This is a genomic window from Streptomyces sp. NPDC050508 (assembly GCF_040655155.1).
Lineage (GTDB): Bacteria > Actinomycetota > Actinomycetes > Streptomycetales > Streptomycetaceae > Streptomyces.
Genome location: NZ_JBFAJJ010000007.1, coordinates 455,070 through 474,305, shown reverse-complemented (window position 1 = coordinate 474,305; position 19,236 = coordinate 455,070). Strand labels below are relative to the sequence as shown.

The window sequence follows — 19,236 nt, the reverse complement described above, 5'->3', positions numbered from 1 at the left end:
TGCGGGTCCGTTGTGGCTGGTCGCGCAGTTCCCCGCGCCCCTTGGGCGCGGGGACCAGTGGAGCCCCCTTCAACGCACAAGGGAGCCGCTCAATGGAACTGAACAGACGCACGGTCATTGCAGGTGCGGCAGCCGCAGGCATCGCCGCGAGCGCACTCGGTACGGGTACGGCGCAGGCAGCCTCGGGAGGCAGGAAGCCCGTGAAGGAACTCTTCGGTACCCTCGCCGACGGCAGCAAGGTCTACCGCTGGTCGCTGGAGAACGGCGGCACCCGCCTCAAGGTGCTGTCGTGGGGCGGAGTCGTCCAGTCCCTGGAACTCCCGGACCGGCACGGCAAGTACGCCAACGTCTCACTCGGCTTCGACAACATCGCCGACTACGTGGCGAAGACCCCGTACTTCGGCGCACTCATCGGCCGCTACGGCAACCGCATCGCCAAGGGCCAGTTCACCCTCGACGGCAAGAGCTACCAGCTCTCCGTCAACGACGGGGTCAACAGCCTGCACGGCGGCACCCAGGGCTTCGACAAGCACCTCTGGGACGTCGAGGGCTTCACCTCCGGCTCCGACGTCGGCCTGCACCTCTACTACACCAGCGTCGACGGCGAGATGGGCTACCCCGGCACCCTCAAGGTGAAGGTGACGTTCACGCTCAACAAGCACGGCGACTGGCGCATCGACTACGAGGCCACCACCGACAAGCCGACCGTGGTCAACCTGACGAACCACACGTACTGGAACCTCGCCGGCGAGGGCAGCGGCACGATCGAGCACCACGAGCTCACGATCCCCGCCGCCCGCTACACACCCACCGACTCGGGGCTGATCCCCACGGGCGAACTGGCCAAGGTCTCCGGCACTCCCTTCGACTTCCGCAAGGCCAAGCCGATCGGCCGCGACATCCGGGCCGGCCACGTCCAGCAGGTGCAGGCCAAGGGCTACGACCACAACTGGGCCCTCGACAAGGGCATCACCGCGAAGCCCGAGCACGTCGCGACCCTGCACGACCCGCACTCCGGCCGCACCCTGAAGATCGCCACCGACCAGCCGGGGCTGCAGTTCTACACCGGCAACTTCCTCGACGGCACCCTGACCGGCACCGGCGGCCACACCTACCGCCAGGGCGACGCCCTGTGCCTGGAGACCCAGCACTTCCCGGACTCGCCGAACCACGCGAACTTCCCGTCGACGGTGCTGCGGCCCGGTCAGACGTACAGGACGTCGACGATCCACACGTTCAGCTCCTGAAGCCTCACAGCTGACGCGTAGTTCGGACCCGGGGTTCCCGAACTCACACCATTTTCACATCCGTTGAACAGCGCCACACCCGTCTCCGTATTCAAGGGCGGCCCGTGCTCCCCCGCGCGGGCCACCCAAGACGACGGGCCCGGTCGTCCCCGCCGGGCCCGCCTTCATACGGAGGTTCCATTGGCCGACTCCAACGTCACCTCGCTGTTCCGCAGTACGGCGGCGCACAGCCCGTCGATGGCAGCGCTGGCGCGTGAGAGCGACGGCACCGGCCCCGTGGACTTCTGTATCCCGTGCAACCCGTACTTCCCCACCCCCGCCATGTTCGACGAGATGGCGGCCCGGCTGCGCGAGATCATCACGTACTACCCGAGCAGCGCCGACACCATCACGGCCGAGCTCTGCAACCTGCTCCAACTCCCGCCGAGCTGCGTCGCGATGGGCAACGGTTCGACCGAACTGATCACCTGGATCGACCACTTGATGGTCCGCGAGTCACTCGCCATCCCCGTCCCCACCTTCGGCCGCTGGACCGACCAGCCCATGGAGACCGGCAAGCGGGTCGACATGTTCCCGCTCCAGGAGTCCAGCGGCTTCGCCCTCGACCTCACGCAGTACGCCGAGTTCATCCGCAAGCGCAACACCAAGGTCGCGGTCATCTGCAACCCGAACAACCCCGACGGCGGCTTCATCCACAAGCAGGCCCTCGTGCAGTTCATGGACGCGATGGCCGACCTGGACCTCATCATCATCGACGAGTCGTTCCTTGAGTTCGCGGACGCCGAGGTCGAACCCAGCGTCGTACAAGAGGCGATGCTGCGCCCCAACGTGGTCGTCCTGCGCAGCCTCGGCAAGAACTTCGGCCTGCACGGCATACGGTTCGGCTACCTCGTCGCCAACCCCGCCCTGGCCGGCCGCATCCGTTCCATGCTCCCCAAGTGGAACCTCAACGCCTTCGCGGAACACGTGGTGTTCATCCTCAAGGAGCACGGCGCGGAGTACGCGCAGAGCCTCCAGCAGGTGCGCCGCGACCGACTCGACATGGCGAGCCATCTGTCCGCGCTGCCCGGCCTGACGGTCTATCCGTCGCAGGGCAACTTCCTCTTCGTACGCCTCCCCGTGGGCGCCGAAGGCACCGTGGTCCGGGACCGGATGCTCACCGAGCACCGCATCCTGGTCCGCGAGTGCGGCAACAAGATCGGTTCGTCCAGCCGCTTCCTGCGCCTCGTGGTGCGCCCCCAGACGGACGTGCGTCGCCTGGTGTCCGGCATGGAACAGGTGCTCTACGGGACCAGGAGGGGAGCCGCCGTGCCCGAGCTGGGTACAGGGACCAACTACAGCTCGGGTACGGCGGCCGTGGACCGTCTGGTCGGCGCGACGAACGGGGCGGGGATGCAGATGCCTGCGGCGGTCACGCAGATGCAACCGCAGCCTGTACCCATGCAGGTACCGGCGGCTGCGCCGGCTCAGCCACAACCCCAGCCGCAACCCCAGCCGCAGTACCAGCCGATGGTTGCCGCCGCGCAGGCTCAGCAGATGCCGATGACCGCGATGGCCGACCAGCCGAACGGGATGGGGATGGGGATGCCGATGATGCAGATGCCACAACAGATGCCCCAACAGGCGCCGCAGCAGATGCCCCAACAGCAGCCCTACGGCGTGCCCGCACCGGCTCCGGCACCGATGCCGCAGGGGCCCACCCCGACCGGAGTGCCTGCGCGTAATGGGCTTACGGCCGCGCAGGTTCGGGGGGCTACCAGTCCTAACGGGATGCAGAATCTTTCGCCGGCGCCGGCAACTGGGTGGCCCAATGCGCAGAGTTGGCCCAATGCTGCGGGGATGGGGCAGGCGGGTTAGGGGTTCGTTGCCGGGTGCGGGTGCGTTGTGGCTGAGCGCGCAGTTCCCCGCGCCCCTAAAGGGCATCGGCCCTAACGGCGTTTAGTAGTGAGGCCCCCAGCGGCAACGGCTGGCATCCCTGTACCTCGAAGCCTGCCTTCTCCAGTAGGCGGCCGTAATGGTCCTCGTCGCGTTCCTGGCCGCCTACGTTGCACAGCATGTGGACGTCCCAGGCGACCGCTGTTGGTGTGGGCAACAGGCGTTCCACCACCAGGAGTTGAGTGCCTGGGCGCATTGCGTCCGCGCAGCGGCGGAGGATTGTCAGGCAACGCTCGTCGTCCCAGTCGTGGAGGACTCGGGACAGGAGGTAGACGTCGCCGCCCTCCGGTACGGACTGGGTGAAGTCTCCGGCGACGAAGGAGCAGCGCTCGGTGAGTTCGGCGCGGGCTGCCTCCAGTGCTCCCGGGCGTTCGAACAGGACGCCCTCCAGGTGGGCGTGGGCCCGCAGCAGGCGGCCGAGCAGCGCGCCGTTTCCGCCGCCGACGTCCACCACCTTTCGTACGGCCGAGAAGTCGACCAGTGTCGGCACCGGTGCGAACATCTCCGCGCTGGCCGCCATCGCTCGGTGGAACAGGGCGCCCAGTTCGGGGTGTTGGGCGAAATACGCGAAGTGGTGCCGACCGTAGCGGTGGGCGAAGGCTTCCTTCCCGGTGCGTACGGAGTGGGTCAGGCCGGCGAAGGAGTCGTAGAACGGGCCGGCGTACAGGCGCGCCAGCGGGTGGAGGGAGAACTCCGTGCCCGTGCGCAGGGGTTGGCCGGCTGCCGTGAGGTGGTAGGTGTCGTCCGCGGAGGTCAGCAGGCCCAGCGTGGTCAGGTAGCGGAGCAGGCGTCGTAGGGCGTCCGGGTGTGTCGACGTCAGGTCGGCCAAGGCGGCGGTCGACATGCCCGGGTGGTCCGCCAAGTGGTCGGCGATCCTCAACTCGGCCATCGTGGCGACCGCTTGGGTGGCCCAGGCTCCGGTCATGACGGTGAGCAGGGTGGTCGTCGGGTCGGGGAGCGGCTCGTGGCGGCCGGGGAGGCGGAGTTCGAAGCGGCGGTGGGTGGTGGTGCGGTGGTAGAGGACGGTGACGTTCTCGTGGCCGTTGTAGCCGCCGCCGTCGGGGACCGCGCCGCCTCGTTCCTGGAGGAGGAGTCGTAGGCCCGCGGGGACCACCGGGCCGGGGGCGGTCACCGCGAAGGCGTGGTGCGACTCGTGTTCGGCCTCGCGTTCGTCGGCGGCCACAGCCTCCAGGGCCGAGTCCGGGGGTACCGGGAGCGCGAAGATCTCCACGCTGCGTGTGCCGGCCGCCACGTGCACGATGCCTACCGGGATGTCGGCGACCGCAGGGCCGTAGCGGCGGGTCAGGCGGTCGCGGACCACCACGCTGGGGGTGACGGTGCCGGGTTCGAGGCCCAGGCGGCGGAGTTCCTCGCGGAGGCCGTCGAGGGAGTCGGGGAAGACCAGGACGGCTGTGTGGTCGAAGACCAAGTGGCGGGAGACGTCGGCCCGTTCGGCCGGGGTGAGGTCCGGGAGCAGTTCGGCCAGGACCTGGTCCGTGTCGTGGGACTCGACGTAGGCCGCCGCGCGCTGGATGCGTGCTACGTCGGCCTCGGCAAGGCGTGCCTGTACGACGGGGAGGTTCATGAAGGGGTTCCCGGTGAATCGTGGGGACGGGAGATGAGAGACGGGAGACAAGAAGCGGGAGACGGGATCAGATGCCTGTGTAGTTCTCGGCGAAGAGATCCTGGTGCGTGCGGGAGGTGCGCAGGCTGTCGAGGCGGGCGTACTGGAGCGCGCGGCCGTAGCGGGCCTCGGCGTCGACGGTGCCCTCGGGGGACGGGCCGTGGAGCAGGCCGCTCATCCAGTGGGAGAACTCGTGGGCCCGCCAGACGCGGGGCAGGCAGTCGGCGGCGTAGCGGTCGAGGTCGTTCTCGTCGCCGTGGGTCAGGGCCGAAGTGAGTGCCTGGGCGAGGCGTTCGGCCTGGAGTACGGCGAGGTTGGCGCCCTTCGCGGCGGAGGGGCTGATGAGGCCGGCCGCGTCGCCTGCCAGCCAGAGGTGGCCTTCGCCGGGGGTGTCGAGGACGTCGGAGCGCAGGTCGACGACCGTCTTCTCCAGGACCGGGCCGTCTTTGAGCACGCCGAACTCGTCCGTACGGAGCCGAGTCGCCAGCTCGGTCCAGATGCGGTCCTCGTTCCAGTCGGCGGGGTCTGTTCCGCGCGGGCACTGGAGGTAGTAGCGGGTGACGGTCGCCGTGCGGGCCATGTGACCGGCGAATCCCCGTTCGTGCAGGGCGTATCCGACGGCTTCCATGCTCGGCGGGGCCTCGACCAGGACCGCCAGCCAGCTCACCCCGTGGTCCCAGCGGGCGGTACGCGTCCCGTGTGCGGTCATGGTCGCGCGGGCGACGCCCCGGTGTCCGTCACACCCGGCGACGTACCGCCCGACGATGTCCGTGCCGTCGGACATCCGGACCCGGCCGCCCTCGGAGATCTCCTCGACCTCCGTGTCGAAGCGGATCTCGCCGCCGCGTCGGAGGTACTCGGCGAGCAGGTCCTTTACCAACTCCTGCTGGGGGTAGACCGTGTGGACCTCGCCGCGCCCCAACTCGCCGTAGTCGAGGGTGAATTCACCCTGCTCGCTGCGGAAGAGGCAGGTCTGGTGGGTGTGGCCATAGGCCAACATCCCGTCCGCCAGCCCGTGTTGGGTGAGTACGCGTACGGAGTGGGCGGCCAGGAATCCTGCTCTGGCCCGCCCTTCCACCGCTTCGCGTCCGCGCCGTTCCAGGATCGCGCAGTCGATGCCACGGTCCAGCAGCAGGTTCCCCAGGACGAGCCCCGCCGGGCCTGCCCCGACGATCACCACCCCGGTCCGCGCCCCGGAGTCGAATCGTTTCCCCACGTCCACCCCTGATCTTGCTTTTTCGGCCAAGGGGTTTCATATCAGCCAGATCAGGGGGATGAGCAATCGAAAGCGACTTCTTAGCCCATAAGAGCCAACTGGGCATATGTCAGTGGCTGTTGACGTGGTCGTCAGTGGTCGTTTTCCAAATGCAGCTTGAGCAGATCGACGCCGTAATCGCCCCCGTTGGGGGTCCGGATGATGGTGTGGATGTGCTGCTGGGTCGGGGTTCCATTGGGACCCCCCATACCCCCGCTGCTCTTCGTGCCGTAGGCCAGGGGCGACTGGGCGTCGTACTCGATGAGGACGACCGGGCTGTGCACGCGGTAGTAGAAGGCGGAGGAGTCCTTGGTCTCGCCCATCCAGTAGAAGTAGGTCGCGTCGAGGTGGTCCTCGACCTCCGTCATCCTCACTTCGGCGTGGCCGTCGTTCATGTTGCCGACGTAGACGCGCACCAAGTCGAGCAGGTGCTGCTTCTGGGCGCTGGTGAAGTCCTTGGCGACCAGGCCCTGGTAGGCGAGCTTGGCGTTGTCCTGCCCGGCCCCGGCCTTCATGTCGTCGCCGGACTTCTTGGTGCTGGAGATCACCTTGGCGCGCTGGGCGGCGGTGAGCGAACGCAGGAGGGTGAGACCGGCCTTGGTCTCGGTCTTGAAGAGGGTGATCTTCTCGCCCTTGTAGGTGGCGGAGGTCGGCTCGGACCCCATGAAGGTCGGGGTCATCACGACCTGGTCGCCGAGCACGAAGAAGTTGATGGCCACGTGGTGGCCCTCGTACTGGAAGCCCCACGGCTTGGTGGTGGACGGCGTGCCCATGAAGGTGAAGAAGTACGCGCCCTCGGTGAGGGTGTCCCTGTTCCCGCCGCTGTAGTCGCCGAGGAAGGCGTTCAGCTTCATGATGTTGCGGGTCTGGGTGAGCCCGTCGGCGGACAGGGCGGCGCCGAGCAGCGCGTAGCCGAGGTCGCGCTTCTTCGCGGTGATGTCGCCCATCCGGACGCCCTTGCGCTGGTACCCGTCGACGTTGCTCCAGGCCAGCCACTCGTTGTCGTCCACGTCGAACGTGCAGGACTTCCGCTCCTTGGCGGTGAGCCCGTCGAGGAAGGCCTGCGCGGCCTTGACGATCCCGTCGGTCGAGACGTCGGTGGCGTGGATCGAGTAGAGCCCGTCGGCGATCTTGCCGTCGGTGGTCACACCCTTGAAGTCGGCGTACTTGACCTCGCTCTGCCCGGGGCCCATCCCGTTGCCCCCTCCCCCGGGCCCGCCGGACGGCATCGCTCCGGTGGGCATGCCACCGCCGGGGCCGCCCGAGGGGGCGCCGTTCGGGGCGCCGGAGGTCGAGGATGCGGTGGCCGTGTCGGAGGCGTCCGACGAGCAGCCGGTCATGGTCGCGACAGCGGCGACTCCGCCGGCGAGCAGCGCCTTGTTCATGAACCAGCGGCGGCTGCGGTCGGCTTCGGGGGTGCGGGGGCGGTGTCCGTGCATACGGGCCAACCTCCCGCACCAACCTGAGCCGAACCTGAAGCCCGGTCCAGCCGCCTGACCAGCGCCAACCACCTCGGCACGTCGATTTCCACCCTTACGGTCTTGCCGGGTGGCGGCTCCCGGTCCACCACCTCCCACCGGTCCGCGAGCGCGTCCACGAGGACGAGCCCACGCCCGGATTCGTCGAGCCCGTCCGGCTTTCGTACGGCACCGGGTGCGGGCGGATGCGGTCCGGTACGGGTGTCGGTGACCTCGATACGGACACTCCCGGTGACGAGGGAGAGCCGCAGTTCGAAGTCACGGCCCGGTACGCGGCCGTGGGTCACGGCGTTGGCGGCGAGTTCGGCGACGATCACGGCGGCAGCGTCGGAGGCGTCACTGCCGTGCGGGATGCCCCAGGCGTGCAGCTGGTTCAGGGCGAGGTGACGGGCCAGGCGGGCGCCGCGCGGGGTTGGGCTGAGGCGCTGGGTGAATGTGTGGATGGTGGCGGGGGGTTGGGTGGTCATGGGCCCAATGTGGCGCCCGGGGAGGACACTTCACCAGCTTCTGGGCCCGTACGCTGCGGGAGCGTACGTGGTCACATGCTGGACAGTACGCGCTACGTTCCGTAACCATGTGCGCGGGAGGTGGGTGACCATGGTCGAGGGCAGCGGCGAGCCCGAAGTATCCGACAGCCTGCGGACGTTTGGGGCGATGTTGCAGGCGTTGCGGGAGCATGCGGGGTTGAGCAGGGAGGAGTTCGGGCGGCAGATCAGGTACTCCAAACACACCGTGGAGTCGGTGGAGTTGGGGAGGCGGATGCCGGATGCGCTGTACGTGGAACGTTCCGAGCCGGTGCTGGGCAACACCGGGGCGGTACGGCGGGGTGCGGAACATCTGGAGCGGCGGCCAGGGTTGGCGTCCTGGTTCCGGCAGTGGGCGGTGAAGGAAAAGTCGGCGATCACGCTGTACACGTACGAATGCCGCTTGGTTCCTGGGCTGTTGCAGACGGAGGCGTACGCTCGCACGCTGTTCACCGAGCAGCTGCCGCCGATGGACGATGCGCAGATCGAGGCTCAGTGGGTGGAACGGGAGAAGCGGCAACGACTGTTGCGGGAACGGCCGAACACAGCGTTCAGCTTCATCCTCGAAGAGGGTCTGTTTCTACGCCGCACAGGCGGAGTTGAGGTCACCCTGGGGCTCATCGACTATGTGCTGGAGGTCGCCGCACTGCGCAACGTTGAGGTCCAGATCATGCCGCAGGTCCGGCAGAGCCACGCAGGGCTGGACGGCCCTATGCAGTTGCTCGAAGAGCCCAGCAACCGGTGGTACGCCTACTGCGAAGGGCAGGAGAGCGGACTGCTTGTAGCTGATCGAAAAGTGGTGAGCATGCTCCAGATGCGATATGCCAGAATGCGATCGCAGGCTCTCACCATCCAGGACTCCTTGAGCCTGTTGCAGCGCATGCGAGGAGACCTATGAGCACCACTGAGCTGGCCTGGTTCAAGAGCAGCTACAGCAGCGGCGGTTCCGGCGACTGCGTAGAAGTCGCCCTCTCCTGGCACAAGTCCAGCTACAGCAGCAGCGGTTCCGGCGACTGCGTCGAGGTGGCCACCTGCCCCTCCACCATCCACATCCGCGACTCCAAGAACACCGACGGCCCCCAACTGGCCCTCGCCCCCGCCACCTGGACCAAGTTCATCGTCACCCTGTGATCGGGGGCTCCGCTATGAGCACCACTGAACTGGCCTGGTTCAAGAGCAGCTACAGCAGCGGCGGAGATGGCGACTGCATGGAAGTCGCCATCTCCTGGCACAAGTCGAGCTACAGCAGCAGCGGTGACGGCGACTGCGTAGAGATCGCCACCTGCCCCTCCACCATCCACATCCGCGACTCCAAGAACACCCAGGGCCCCCAACTCGCCCTCTCCCCCACCACATGGACGGAGTTCATCCGCTCTTCGCGGAGCTGACCTGCTTGCGCAGAGGGCACTCCGTTCCGGCGCGGGCGGTCAACTCGCCGCGGAGGGCGGCCAGTTCGGCCATGCGGGTGTCGATGATCCGGATCTTGTCGGCGAAGAGGGCGGACAGCGCCTCCGCCTGGTCCGGCGCGTCGCTCAACTCCTCGCCGTGCTCCGCGATTTCGGCGAGCGAGAATCCGAGGGCCTGCGCCGTACGGACGTACTCCAGCCAGGGCACCGCCTCGGGCGGGTACTCCCGGTAGCCGTTCGGTCGGCGCTCGCTGGTGAGGATGCCCACCTGTTCGTAGAACCGAAGGGCGTCCCTGCTCAGGCCCACCCGTGCCGCCAACTCCCCGATACGCATGCCCACATGATGACTTGACCTTGGACCCCACTCCACTGTTTAGCGTGAGCGGCATGACGATCACTCCCCGCCCCACCTCCTACCTCCGTGTCGTACGCGCCAGCGCCTGGTACGACCTCGTCGTCACGGCCGGCTTCGCGACCCCGTGGACGTACGCGATGGTGCACGACGCACTCTCGTCACTGGGCCGGGACTGGGGGCTGGGCGTACTGCCCGAACTCGATCCGATACAGACCCTGTACGCGAATCTGATGGGGTCGGTCGTGGTCGTCTGGGCCGTCCTGCGGCTCGTCCGGCCGCTGGCTCTGTACGGGCTGCTCGACGGGACGGCCCGCGTTCTCTTCACCGCCTGGCAGGCCTACGCCCTCGCGCAGGGCGCCCCGCGTTTCCTGTGGCTGTTCCTCTGTGTGGAGGCGGCGTTCGGAGTCCTCCAACTGGCGCCGTGGTGTCGTCCCGGAACAGGAATGCGGGAACCGCGAGTGCGATGATGCGGCCATGGCACAGTCACCGCAGGACTCCGCTGACTCCTCCGACTCCTCTGTCACCGAGGACGGAATGACCGCGGCCCAGGCCGTCGACCGGATCGAGGCCGCGGCGCCCCCGCGTCCGCACGACCGGCGCCTGCACGCCCGTGGAGCCGTCTACGACGCGCGCTTCGTTCCCAGCGGGCAGATCACGACGTGGACGACCGCCACCGTTCTGACCGCCGAGTCCGACGCGGTCGTCCGTTTCTCGAACGGCTCGGGTCGCTTCGACGCCGACGACCGGGTGCGTGGCGTACGCGGTATGGCCGTGAAGTTCCTTGATGGCGACAAGGGCGTCATGGACCTGGTGGCCGCGACCTTCCGGGTCTTCCCCAGTCACAATCCCGAGGGGTTCATCGACCTCGTCGAGGCGTTGGGCAAGGCCGGTACCGAGGGTGGATTCGCCGACCGTGCGAAGGGGAAGCTGGCCGCGGCCGGGAAGTTCGCCACCGTTCTCGCCCAACACCCGGAAAGTCGGGGGGCGTTGAAGTCCTTCGCCAGTCAGCAGGCGCCCGCCAGTTTCGCCACCGCCCGCTACGACGGCCTGCACGCCTTCGTGTTGGTGGACGAGTCGGGTCAGCGCCGGCCCTTCCGCTACCGCCTCGTGCCCCAACTGGGCGAGGTCGAACTGGACTCCGCGTACGCCGAGAAGCTGGCCCCGGACTTCCTCATCGGTGACCTCGACTCCCGGCTCGAAACCGGGCCCGTCTCCTTCACCCTGGTGTGCCAGTTCGCGGAGCCGGACGACCCGACCCACGATCCCTCCCAGGCGTGGCCCGAGCACCGGCCGCTGATCCCGGCCGGGCAGCTGCACGTGACGGCCCGATCGGCGCGGGAGGAGCACTGGCAGCGGCAGGTGTTCGACCCGACGCGTCTCGCCCCGGGCGTGGAAGCGTCCGACGACAAGATGCTGGCGTTCCGGCGCCACGCCTACTCCGTCTCGGCCGAGCGCCGCCTCGCCCCCTGACCACCACCCTCCCCCCAGAAGTGGGACACTCTCCGCCGAAGTGTCACACTTCTCCAACTCACCCCCGCTCCCCGCCGAGTTCCCCCACCGGCGCGAGGTCATGGCAGTCGCCACCGCCCGTACCGCCCCGGCACCACCACACCAGACGCCCGCTCCCGCCGTCGTCCCAGTCCCAGTCGGCCGCCGTCCCCTCGGGGCGAAGATGCGTGCCGATCTTGTGGGACGGGCACATCGGCCACACCAGCCAGAGCCGGTCGGCCATCGTCTCCTGCGCCGCGTCCGCGACGGGGCCGAGGGCGAAGTCGTCGGGGGCATCGTCGTCCGGTTCCTGGAGACCGTTGTGGTGCCAGGTGCCGTCGGACACGGCGACGTAGACCTGTTCCTCCCAGGCCATCAGCACGAGCGGCGGCTGGTCGGGGAGGGTTGCCGCGAGGTCGCGGTTGACGGTGGCGAGGGCGGCCTCAAGTCGCGGGTAGCGGCCGGGTTCCGCACGTCGGGGATCGAAGGTCTTCACCGGGTGATCTTCTCCCACCCCCGCGGCAACCACATGTCCGAGTTACCGAGTACTGACGGGCCGAGCCGCCTTCCAGGCGCGGTAGTGGCGGGCCGGGTCGTCCGTGAACGAGGTGTGGCGCGGGGTCCAGCCCAGGAAGCGACGGGCCTTGGCGCTGGTGACCAACTCGTCCTGGTCGGCGGCCAGTTGCATCATGCCGCCCGCCTCCGCGCTCTCCAGGGCGATCTCACCGGTGTGGCCGACGGCGCGTACGGCGGCGCGCTGCATGTCCAGGGCGGTCAGCCGCTGGTCGTCGGCGATGACGAAGGTCTCCCCGTCCACGGCGGCGGGGTTGTCGAGGATGCGGACGTAGGCGTCGGCGAGGTCGTCGACGTGGACCCAGCTCCAGCGCTTGGCGGTGTCGCCGTAGAAGACGGGGTTGCCCGCCTCCGCGGCGGCGAACCACTGGGCGGTCATGGAGGTGCTCGCGGGGCCGCCGTACAGGAAGCCGGGGCGGACCACGGTGTGGGCGAGGCCGGAGGCGGCCAACTCCCGTTCCAGCGCGAAGCGGAAGCCTATGGGGCTCTCGGGGTTGCCGGGGGTGTTCTCGTCCATGAGGGGCAGGCCGGTGCGGCCGTAGGAGGAGATGCCGGTGGTGAAGACGAGGTGGCGGCTGCGGCCGTCGCGGTCCTGGGCGGCGAGCAGTTCGGCGAAGAGGCGCTGGTCGCCGCCGACCGGGTCGCTCAGGTCCAGGAGGAGGTGGACGACCGCGTCCGTGCCGTCGAGGTGGTCGCGCCAGGTCTCCGGCTTGCCGAAGTCGCCCTCGACCGGGGTGACTTCGTCCGCCGTGAGCGCGTGGGCCGCGGGGGCCGAGGTGTCGCGGGCCAGGCCCAGGACAGTGTGTCCGGCGCGGGCGAGAGCGGCTGAGACACGGCGGCCCGCGTAGCCGGTGGCGCCGATGACGAGGATCTGCATGAGAGTGCTCCGTGTGCTGTGTCGGGTTGGCCGGCCGTAGGTCAAACGGCAGGCGTGGCGGCGGAAGTTGGGGTGAAGAACCGGGTCAGCCGGTCGGCCGTCCAGGCCGAGTTGTCGGCGGCGAGAGTGTGCGCGGCCCCCGGGGCAGTCGTGCCGCGCGCCGGGCGGCGGCGGGTCAGGTGACGGGATCAAGTACTGGGCTCAGGCGGCGGAAGTTGGGGCGAAGAACCGGGCTAGCCGGTCGGCCGTCCAAGCCGGGTTGTCGGCCGCGAAGGTGTGCGCGGCCCCGGGGACGGTGTCGTGACGCACGTCATCGGCGGCTGCGCGGGCGCCCTTGAGCAACACGTCCTGGGGCAGGCCGTGTTCGCCGTTCAGGACGAGGACGGGCATGGTCAGGCGGTCGCCTGCGCGGGCCGTCCGCCCGTCCTCGACGAGGGTGGCGTAGTGCTCGAAGCCGCCGCGCATCGCGTCGGGGCGGGTGTAGGTGCGGAGGAGGTCGGCGCGGTCGGTGGCGGTGATGCCGCCGCCGGTCATCATCGACCAGAAGCCGGACAGGTACTGCTCCTCCTTGCCGGCGGTGAGCATCGCGGCCAGGTCGCTCTGCGCGTGGAAACCGAAGTGCCACGAGCCGCCGGTGGCGGGGTTCATGTGCTCCTCCAGGCCGTAGCCGGGCAGGAACGCCTCGCTGAGCACCAGTCGGGCCACGTCGTCGGGACGGGCCTGGGCCCACGCGTGCGCGGTCATCGTGCCGACGTCGGTGCCGACCACGAAGGCCCGGTCGTGGCCCAGGTGCCGCAGCAGGCGGTGCAGGTCCTCGGCCTCCTCGCGCTTGGTCCAGTGGCCGGGCGGGATCTGTGAGTCGCCGGATCCGCGCAGGTCGGGCGCGACGACCGTGAAGCCGCGTGCCGCGAGCAGGGGCAGCAGCGCCCGCCACTCGATCCAGCTGAACGGCCAGCCGTGGACGAGGACCACGGCGGGGCCTGATCCGCCCACGACGTAGTGGAGTCGGACGCCGTCGACATCGGCGACGGCGTGCGTGAAGCCGTCCGGTGCGGGTGCCTTGAGGGTCATACGGTCACCTCTTACTTAATTAGTTAAGCAACCATTGCACCCACTTGCTTAACTAGTCAAATACAGTGGTCGCATGGACAACACTCCCGCCGCCGATCCGCTCACCGCCGACGAGCTGCTGCTGTGGCAGAGCCTCGGGCGTCTCGTCCACTCCCTGCCGCGCACCCTGGAGCAGGACATGTCCCGCACCGGCGTGACCATGACCGAGTTCGCCGTCCTGCTGCTGCTGAGCGAGGCGCCCGACCGGCGTATGCGCATGTCCGCGCTCGCCGCCGCCTCCGGCGTCACCCCGCCGCGCGTCACGCGCATCATCGACGGCCTGTCCCGTCACGACCTGGTGCGCAAGGAACGCCACGGCCAGGACGCGCGCGGCAGCGAGGCCGTCCTCACCGATGCCGGGCTGCGCGCCATGCACGCGGCGCAGCCCTCCCACCTCGCCAGTGCCCGGCGCCGGGTCCTCGACCACATTCCGGCCGACCTCCTGCCGGGCATCGCGGCAACACTGGCCGAGCTCGCCGAGCTCACGGAGGGCGGGCGCCGTCAGCAGCCGTCGTAACTCACGTGTCTCGCAATTAACTTGACGGACCGTCACTTTACCGTTCGCACAGCCGGGCGACAGTTTCCGCTCCTAGGGTGCCGTGTCCATGACAGACAACACCGGAGCCACCCCCACCCCGGTCGGGCGCCGTACCGTCCTGATCGCCACCGGCACCACGGCCGCCGTACTGGCCGTGGGCGCCGCCGCTCCCCAAACCCCCACAACCACCACGGCGGACGCGACTCCCGCCGCCGCGGCGGCAGTCTGCACCCTCACGAAGGAGATGACCGAAGGCCCCTACTACCTCGACGGCGCCCTCGTCCGCACCGACGTCACCGAAGGCAAGGCCGGCATCCCGCTCAAACTCGCCCTCACCGTCGTGAACGACAGCACCTGCGCCGTCATTCCCAACGCGCTCGTCGAGATCTGGCACTGCGACGCGCTCGGCGAGTACTCGGGCTACGTCGGCAACAACGGCCACAGCGAGCCGGACGACGGCACCTTCCTGCGCGGCGGTGTCCTGACGAACGCCGGCGGCCTGGCCAACATCACCACGATCTACCCGGGTTGGTACCGGGGCCGCTGCGTGCACATCCACGTCAAGGTGCACACCGGCGTCACGCTCACCTCGGACGGCTCGTTCACCGGCGGCAGCGAACTCCACACGGGCCAGCTCTTCATCGACGAGACCATCACCACGGCCGTCGCCAAGGTCTCCCCGTACTCGACCAACACGGTCACCCGCACCACCCTCGCCCAGGACTCGATCTACGACGACGGTGGCGCCGCGTCCGGCCTCATGACCCTTACGGCGCTGGGCAGTTCGACCTCGTCCGGTTACACGGGCACCCTGACGCTGGGCGTCGCCCAGAGCTGATCCGAAGGGGTGGCCCGCGGTGCGAGACGGGCCACCCCTTCCTCATGTCACCTCACGGCACCGCACGTCAGGAGCCCGGGCAGTGCTCCCACGCCATGTGGTACACGGTGCTGATGTCGCCGTCCGTCGAGTCCATCGTCATGAAGCTGACCGCGCCGGGCGCCGACGTGCCGGCGCTGACCCGCAGCTCCGTGTTGATGTTGAAGTTGCGCTGAACTCCACAGGGCGCCCAGACCAGTTGGGCGATGTCCGTGGTGTCGTTCGCCTGCCAGTTGTCGTCGTAGGGACCGCTGAAGGGGTGGTTCTTGCTCGCGGTGTTCGACGAGCCCTGGAAGTAGTACGAGGCCTTCTGCGCACCGCTCGCGCCGGGCTGGAGCGAGGCGAAGCCCCGGTAGTCGGCGCTCGCGATGGCGTACGTGAAGCCCTGCGGGACGTGGACGACCAGGTTGAGCTGGCAGTTCTTGCGGAACGCCGTGGGGTCGGAGTTGCCGCCGACCTGGGCGAGGTACGCGCTGTAGGTCACCGTGAAGGCGGTGTTGTCCTCGGAGACGGCGACCGCCGTCGTGCCCTGCGGGCAGCCCGAGCCGTTCACCGTGGCGACGTTGATGACGATCTTGTCCGGGGGCGGGTCGTCGAACACGGGCGAGGACGAGTGCTGCGCGGGCAGCACGGTGGTGACAAGAGCGGCGAGAGCGCCGCTCAGGAGGAGCCCACCAGGCATGGTTTCTCCTTGTGTTGGGGGGTGGCTGCGCCCCAAGTCTTTGAAGAAACAATGAAGTTCCTGTGAAGACCGACGGCGCGCTCGCATCGTAGGTAGCCGCACAGGAGGCGGTCAGGGCGAACTCAGGCCATTCACAGATGCGCCTTTCACACCTTCTCCACAGTGTATGAACTCTGTTGAAATAACGGGGAGTTGACCGATCCGTCCCCAGGCCCTTCACAGCCGCACATTAAGGAATCCTTCAGGTGCGGCCCTAGCTTCACTGCCATGACGGGAAAACGAGAGCACGACGAGCAGCACGTTCAACCGCCCGCCCGGCATCGCCGGGACAAGGGCGTCCAGCGTCGCCGCGTCCTGATCGGCGGCGGCACGGTGGCCCTGGCGGGCGGCCTCGCGGCAGCCGGACTCGCCTCGGCCGACACCACCTCGACCACCACCGGGACATCGACGACCACCGTCACCACCGACGCGTCCGCGTCGGCCACGAGCAGCGTCTGCACCCTCACCGCCGAGGTCACCGAAGGCCCGTACTCGCTCGACGGAGCCCTGATCCGCGAGGACATCAGGGAGTCCAAGGAAGGCGTCGAGGTCCAGTACACCTTCACCGTCGTCGACCAGGACAACGACTGCGCGCCGCTCGCCGACGCCCTCGTCGAGCTGTGGCACTGCGACGCGCTCGGCGAGTACTCCGGGTTCGTCGGCAAGAACGGCCACACGGAGGACGACGACGGCACGTTCCTGCGCGGCGGTGTCCTCACCGACTCCGACGGCGAGGCGGCTCTCATCTCCATCTGGCCGGGGCACTACGTCTCCCGCGCCGTCCACGTCCATATGCGGGTGCACACGGACGTGACGCTCGCCGACGGCACGTACACCGGCGGCACGCTCGTCCACACCGGCCAGCTGTTCTTCGACGCCGACGTCAACGAGGAGGTGCAGGCGAGTTCGCCGTACTCGGACAACACCACCGCCGAGACGGCCCTCGCCGACGACACCGTCTACGACGACGGCGGCGCCGCGTCCGGCCTGCTCACGCTGACCGCGCTGGGCTCCAGTGTGTCCGACGGATACACGGCCACGCTCACCGTGGGCGTCAGCACGAGTTGACCAGGAAGCACATGATCAGGAGGCGGATGACCAGGAAGCACTGATCGGGGATCGCCGATCACACACCGACAGGCTGCCGCCCTTCGGCGGACTCGGACTCGGTCCGCGCCTCCAGCGCCCTCTCCCGGCGATGGGCGCGGACCGAGTACGCCAGGGCGGCAGCCCATGTCACGTACAGGACGACGTACACCGGAGTGCTCAGCGCACTCGACGCACCGCCCGCCGCACCGATCCAGTCGCTCTTCAGGAGCGTACGGACGTTGGTCACGACGATGATCCCGCCGACCGCCGAGCCCAGCACCCGCGGCGGCACCAGCCGCACCAGCCAGGCGGCGACCGGCGCGGCGACCACACCACCCAGCAGGAACGCGATCACCCAGGTCCACTTCAGGCCCTGCGAGCCGAGCGAGAACAGGAAACCGAGACTCGCGGCCACCGCCACCAGGAACTCGCTCGTGTCGATCGACCCGATCACCTTGCGCGGTTCCATCCGCCCGCTGGCCAGCAGCGCGGGCGTACCGACGGGCCCCCAGCCGCCCCCGCCGGTCGCGTCCAGGAACCCGGCGACCAGGCCGAGCGGCGTCAGGAACCGCTTCCGCAGCGGCTTGCCGAGCTGCCCCTTCGGCAGGCCCTTGAAGGTGAACCGCGACATGACATAGACACCGAGCCCGAGCAGGACCAGCGACATCACCGGCTCCGCGACCTCCGTCGAGAGCTTCGACAGCACCGTCGCACCCAGGAACGAACCGACCGCGCCCGGTACGCCGATCTTCGCGACGACCTTCCAGTCCACGTTCCCGAAGCGCCAGTGCGAGGCCCCGGACATCAGCGTCGTACCGATCTCGGAGAGGTGGACCGTGGCCGAGGCGGCGGCCGGATTCGTGCCCATGGCCAGCAGCAGCGTCGTCGAGGTGACCCCGTAGGCCATACCGAGGCTGCCGTCCACGAGCTGGGCTCCCAGGCCCGCGAGGGCGAGCAGTATCAGCGTGCGCATGTGGTGCGTCCCGTCGTCCCTGGCTTTCCCACCGATCCGGTAGGGATGAACGGGAGGTGACGCTAGGGGGTCAATCTGAACGCAGCCTGAGACACGAATGAGGACGACTACTTCGGCAGCAGCGGCTCGACGATCTTCGCGAGCTGGTTCCGCGTCACCGCTCCGATCCGAGTCGCCGCCACCTTCCCCTCCGGGTCGACGACGATCGTGTACGGCATCACCTGCGTGTTCACCAGCCCGCGCGGCAGCCGCAGGGCCTGCTTCCCCGACGGATCGTGCAGCGACGGATAGCTCAGGTGGTGGTCCTTCTGGAACGCGAGCCCGGCGGCACGGCTGCTGTCGTTGTCGAGCCCCAGCACCCGCAGCCCACGCCCGCCCCACGTCTCCTGGACCAACCGCAGCTCGGGCGCCTCCGCCCGGCAGGGGCCGCACCAGGAGGCCCAGGCGTTGATCAGCACGACCTCGCCCCGGTAGTCCGACAGCCGGACGGCACTCCCCTCCAACGAGGTCCCGGCAAGATCCGCGACAGCGGGACGCCGGCCCTCCGCGAAGGTCCGGGTGAACGGATCCCCGGGACTGGCGTCACTGGCCGGTACCGGGGAGGAACAGCCGGCGAGAGCCGCGCAGACAGCCACCACCGCCGCGCAGGCACTCCGCATCGTCACGGGTTCTCCCAGGCCGCCGGTTCCGCCGCCAACCGCCGTACCGGCTCCGGCAGTTCGTCCGCCGCGATGTCCGCGAGCGTGACGCCCTCCAGGATCTTACGGACGTTGGCGCGCAGCGCGATCCACAGGGGGAGGAGGGGTTCGGCGGAGCCAGTGTAGGCAAGGCCGGTGGGCCGTTCGCCGCGTACCGACACGATCGGGCCGTCCACGGCGCGTATGACGTCCGCCACGGTGATCGCGGTGGCGTCGCGCGCCAGCCGGTAGCCGCCGCCCCCGCCCCGCCGGCTGTCGACGATCCCGGCGCGCCGGAGGTCGCCGAGGATTCCCTCCAGGAATTTGTGCGGGATGTCCTGCGCGCCGGCGATGGTCTCGGCCTTCACCGGACCGTCCTTCAGGGGGCCGTCGTCACCCCGTACGGCCAGCTCCAGTACCGCCCGTACCGCGTAATCCGCCCGTGCCGAGATCCTCATGCGTCCATTGTGGTCCGTTCTGGCGTAGAGA

22 protein-coding genes are annotated in these 19,236 nt (G+C 68.9%); 10 read left to right on the top strand and 12 right to left on the bottom strand.

The window, feature by feature from the left end; translation table 11 throughout:
* The first annotated feature begins 92 nt into the window (after positions 1-92).
* Complete coding sequence (locus tag AB0I69_RS23000) at positions 93-1,247, top strand: aldose epimerase family protein (RefSeq protein ID WP_363097488.1); 1,155 nt, start codon at positions 93-95, stop codon at positions 1,245-1,247.
* Between the two features lie 180 nt (positions 1,248-1,427).
* Positions 1,428-3,104: a histidinol-phosphate transaminase gene (locus AB0I69_RS22995; protein ID WP_363097487.1), complete on the top strand. Its 1,677-nt coding sequence runs from the start codon at positions 1,428-1,430 to the stop codon at positions 3,102-3,104.
* 55 nt (positions 3,105-3,159) lie between these two features.
* Here the strand turns inward: AB0I69_RS22995 and AB0I69_RS22990 are convergent, their stop codons facing one another.
* The 4 genes from AB0I69_RS22990 to AB0I69_RS22975 all read right to left on the bottom strand — a co-directional run bounded on the left by AB0I69_RS22990 (position 3,160) and on the right by AB0I69_RS22975 (position 8,006).
* Positions 3,160-4,767 (bottom strand): methyltransferase, encoded by a 1,608-nt coding sequence (locus AB0I69_RS22990; protein ID WP_363097486.1) that lies wholly within the window; start codon positions 4,765-4,767, stop codon positions 3,160-3,162.
* A 67-nt stretch (positions 4,768-4,834) separates the two neighbouring features.
* A complete protein-coding gene (locus tag AB0I69_RS22985; protein ID WP_363097485.1) occupies positions 4,835-6,022 on the bottom strand; it encodes a 4-hydroxybenzoate 3-monooxygenase in 1,188 nt (395 codons plus the stop codon).
* Between the two features lie 131 nt (positions 6,023-6,153).
* Entirely contained in the window at positions 6,154-7,500 is a 1,347-nt protein-coding gene (locus AB0I69_RS22980; protein WP_363097484.1) for a DUF3500 domain-containing protein, read from the bottom strand.
* Positions 7,443-8,006: an ATP-binding protein gene (locus AB0I69_RS22975; RefSeq protein WP_363097483.1), complete on the bottom strand. Its 564-nt coding sequence runs from the start codon at positions 8,004-8,006 to the stop codon at positions 7,443-7,445. The genes AB0I69_RS22980 and AB0I69_RS22975 overlap by 58 nt, the downstream gene beginning before the upstream one ends.
* Positions 8,007-8,136: 130 nt before the next feature.
* Between AB0I69_RS22975 and AB0I69_RS22970 the strand changes: the two genes are divergently transcribed.
* Genes AB0I69_RS22970 through AB0I69_RS22960 form a run of 3 tightly spaced genes read left to right on the top strand, consistent with a single transcriptional unit; the run spans position 8,137 to position 9,451 of the window.
* Complete coding sequence (locus AB0I69_RS22970) at positions 8,137-8,961, top strand: helix-turn-helix transcriptional regulator (RefSeq protein ID WP_363097482.1); 825 nt, start codon at positions 8,137-8,139, stop codon at positions 8,959-8,961.
* Complete coding sequence (locus AB0I69_RS22965) at positions 8,958-9,194, top strand: DUF397 domain-containing protein (protein ID WP_363097481.1); 237 nt, start codon at positions 8,958-8,960, stop codon at positions 9,192-9,194. Before AB0I69_RS22970 ends, AB0I69_RS22965 begins: the two co-directional genes overlap by 4 nt.
* 14 nt (positions 9,195-9,208) lie before the next feature.
* Positions 9,209-9,451 (top strand): DUF397 domain-containing protein, encoded by a 243-nt coding sequence (locus AB0I69_RS22960; protein WP_363097480.1) that lies wholly within the window; start codon positions 9,209-9,211, stop codon positions 9,449-9,451.
* Here AB0I69_RS22960 and AB0I69_RS22955 read toward each other — a convergent pair.
* A complete protein-coding gene (locus tag AB0I69_RS22955) occupies positions 9,429-9,803 on the bottom strand; it encodes a MerR family transcriptional regulator (RefSeq protein ID WP_363097479.1) in 375 nt (124 codons plus the stop codon). The genes AB0I69_RS22960 and AB0I69_RS22955 overlap by 23 nt on opposite strands.
* Positions 9,804-9,856: 53 nt before the next feature.
* Between AB0I69_RS22955 and AB0I69_RS22950 the strand changes: the two genes are divergently transcribed.
* Together AB0I69_RS22950 and AB0I69_RS22945 are read left to right on the top strand one after the other, a co-directional pair.
* Complete coding sequence (locus AB0I69_RS22950) at positions 9,857-10,291, top strand: hypothetical protein (protein WP_363097478.1); 435 nt, start codon at positions 9,857-9,859, stop codon at positions 10,289-10,291.
* Positions 10,292-10,298: 7 nt separating this feature from the next.
* On the top strand, positions 10,299-11,294 hold the full coding sequence (locus AB0I69_RS22945; protein ID WP_363097477.1) for a catalase: 996 nt from the start codon (positions 10,299-10,301) through the stop codon (positions 11,292-11,294).
* A gap of 58 nt (positions 11,295-11,352) precedes the next feature.
* Here AB0I69_RS22945 and AB0I69_RS22940 read toward each other — a convergent pair whose 3' ends face one another.
* The 3 genes from AB0I69_RS22940 to AB0I69_RS22930 all read right to left on the bottom strand — a co-directional run bounded on the left by AB0I69_RS22940 (position 11,353) and on the right by AB0I69_RS22930 (position 13,833).
* Positions 11,353-11,808, bottom strand: coding sequence for a hypothetical protein (locus AB0I69_RS22940; protein WP_363097476.1), 456 nt, complete (start codon positions 11,806-11,808; stop codon positions 11,353-11,355).
* 42 nt (positions 11,809-11,850) lie between these two features.
* On the bottom strand, positions 11,851-12,762 hold the full coding sequence (locus AB0I69_RS22935) for an NAD-dependent epimerase/dehydratase family protein (protein WP_363097475.1): 912 nt from the start codon (positions 12,760-12,762) through the stop codon (positions 11,851-11,853).
* Positions 12,763-12,963: 201 nt separating this feature from the next.
* Positions 12,964-13,833 carry an alpha/beta hydrolase gene (locus tag AB0I69_RS22930; RefSeq protein ID WP_363097474.1) on the bottom strand — a complete coding sequence of 290 codons (870 nt, stop codon included), beginning with the start codon at positions 13,831-13,833 and terminating at the stop codon, positions 12,964-12,966.
* A 73-nt stretch (positions 13,834-13,906) separates the two neighbouring features.
* Here AB0I69_RS22930 and AB0I69_RS22925 point away from each other — a divergent pair, with 73 nt between their 5' ends.
* Both AB0I69_RS22925 and AB0I69_RS22920 read left to right on the top strand, forming a co-directional pair.
* Entirely contained in the window at positions 13,907-14,389 is a 483-nt protein-coding gene (locus tag AB0I69_RS22925; protein WP_363097473.1) for a MarR family transcriptional regulator, read from the top strand.
* 88 nt (positions 14,390-14,477) lie between these two features.
* Complete coding sequence (locus AB0I69_RS22920) at positions 14,478-15,248, top strand: intradiol ring-cleavage dioxygenase (protein WP_363097472.1); 771 nt, start codon at positions 14,478-14,480, stop codon at positions 15,246-15,248.
* A 67-nt stretch (positions 15,249-15,315) separates the two neighbouring features.
* Here AB0I69_RS22920 and AB0I69_RS22915 read toward each other — a convergent pair whose 3' ends face one another.
* Entirely contained in the window at positions 15,316-15,969 is a 654-nt protein-coding gene (locus AB0I69_RS22915) for a DUF4360 domain-containing protein (protein WP_363097471.1), read from the bottom strand.
* A gap of 267 nt (positions 15,970-16,236) precedes the next feature.
* Here AB0I69_RS22915 and AB0I69_RS22910 point away from each other — a divergent pair, with 267 nt between their 5' ends.
* Positions 16,237-17,076: an intradiol ring-cleavage dioxygenase gene (locus tag AB0I69_RS22910; protein WP_363097470.1), complete on the top strand. Its 840-nt coding sequence runs from the start codon at positions 16,237-16,239 to the stop codon at positions 17,074-17,076.
* A gap of 58 nt (positions 17,077-17,134) precedes the next feature.
* On the opposite strand, the gene AB0I69_RS22905 is transcribed toward AB0I69_RS22910, so the two are convergent.
* The 3 genes from AB0I69_RS22905 to AB0I69_RS22895 all read right to left on the bottom strand — a co-directional run bounded on the left by AB0I69_RS22905 (position 17,135) and on the right by AB0I69_RS22895 (position 19,205).
* Positions 17,135-18,070, bottom strand: a complete 936-nt coding sequence (locus tag AB0I69_RS22905; protein ID WP_363097469.1) for a sulfite exporter TauE/SafE family protein — start codon at positions 18,068-18,070, stop codon at positions 17,135-17,137.
* Between the two features lie 107 nt (positions 18,071-18,177).
* A complete protein-coding gene (locus AB0I69_RS22900; RefSeq protein ID WP_363097525.1) occupies positions 18,178-18,729 on the bottom strand; it encodes a TlpA disulfide reductase family protein in 552 nt (183 codons plus the stop codon).
* Positions 18,730-18,731: 2 nt separating this feature from the next.
* Entirely contained in the window at positions 18,732-19,205 is a 474-nt protein-coding gene (locus AB0I69_RS22895; protein WP_363097468.1) for an Rrf2 family transcriptional regulator, read from the bottom strand.
* Positions 19,206-19,236 lie beyond the last annotated feature (31 nt).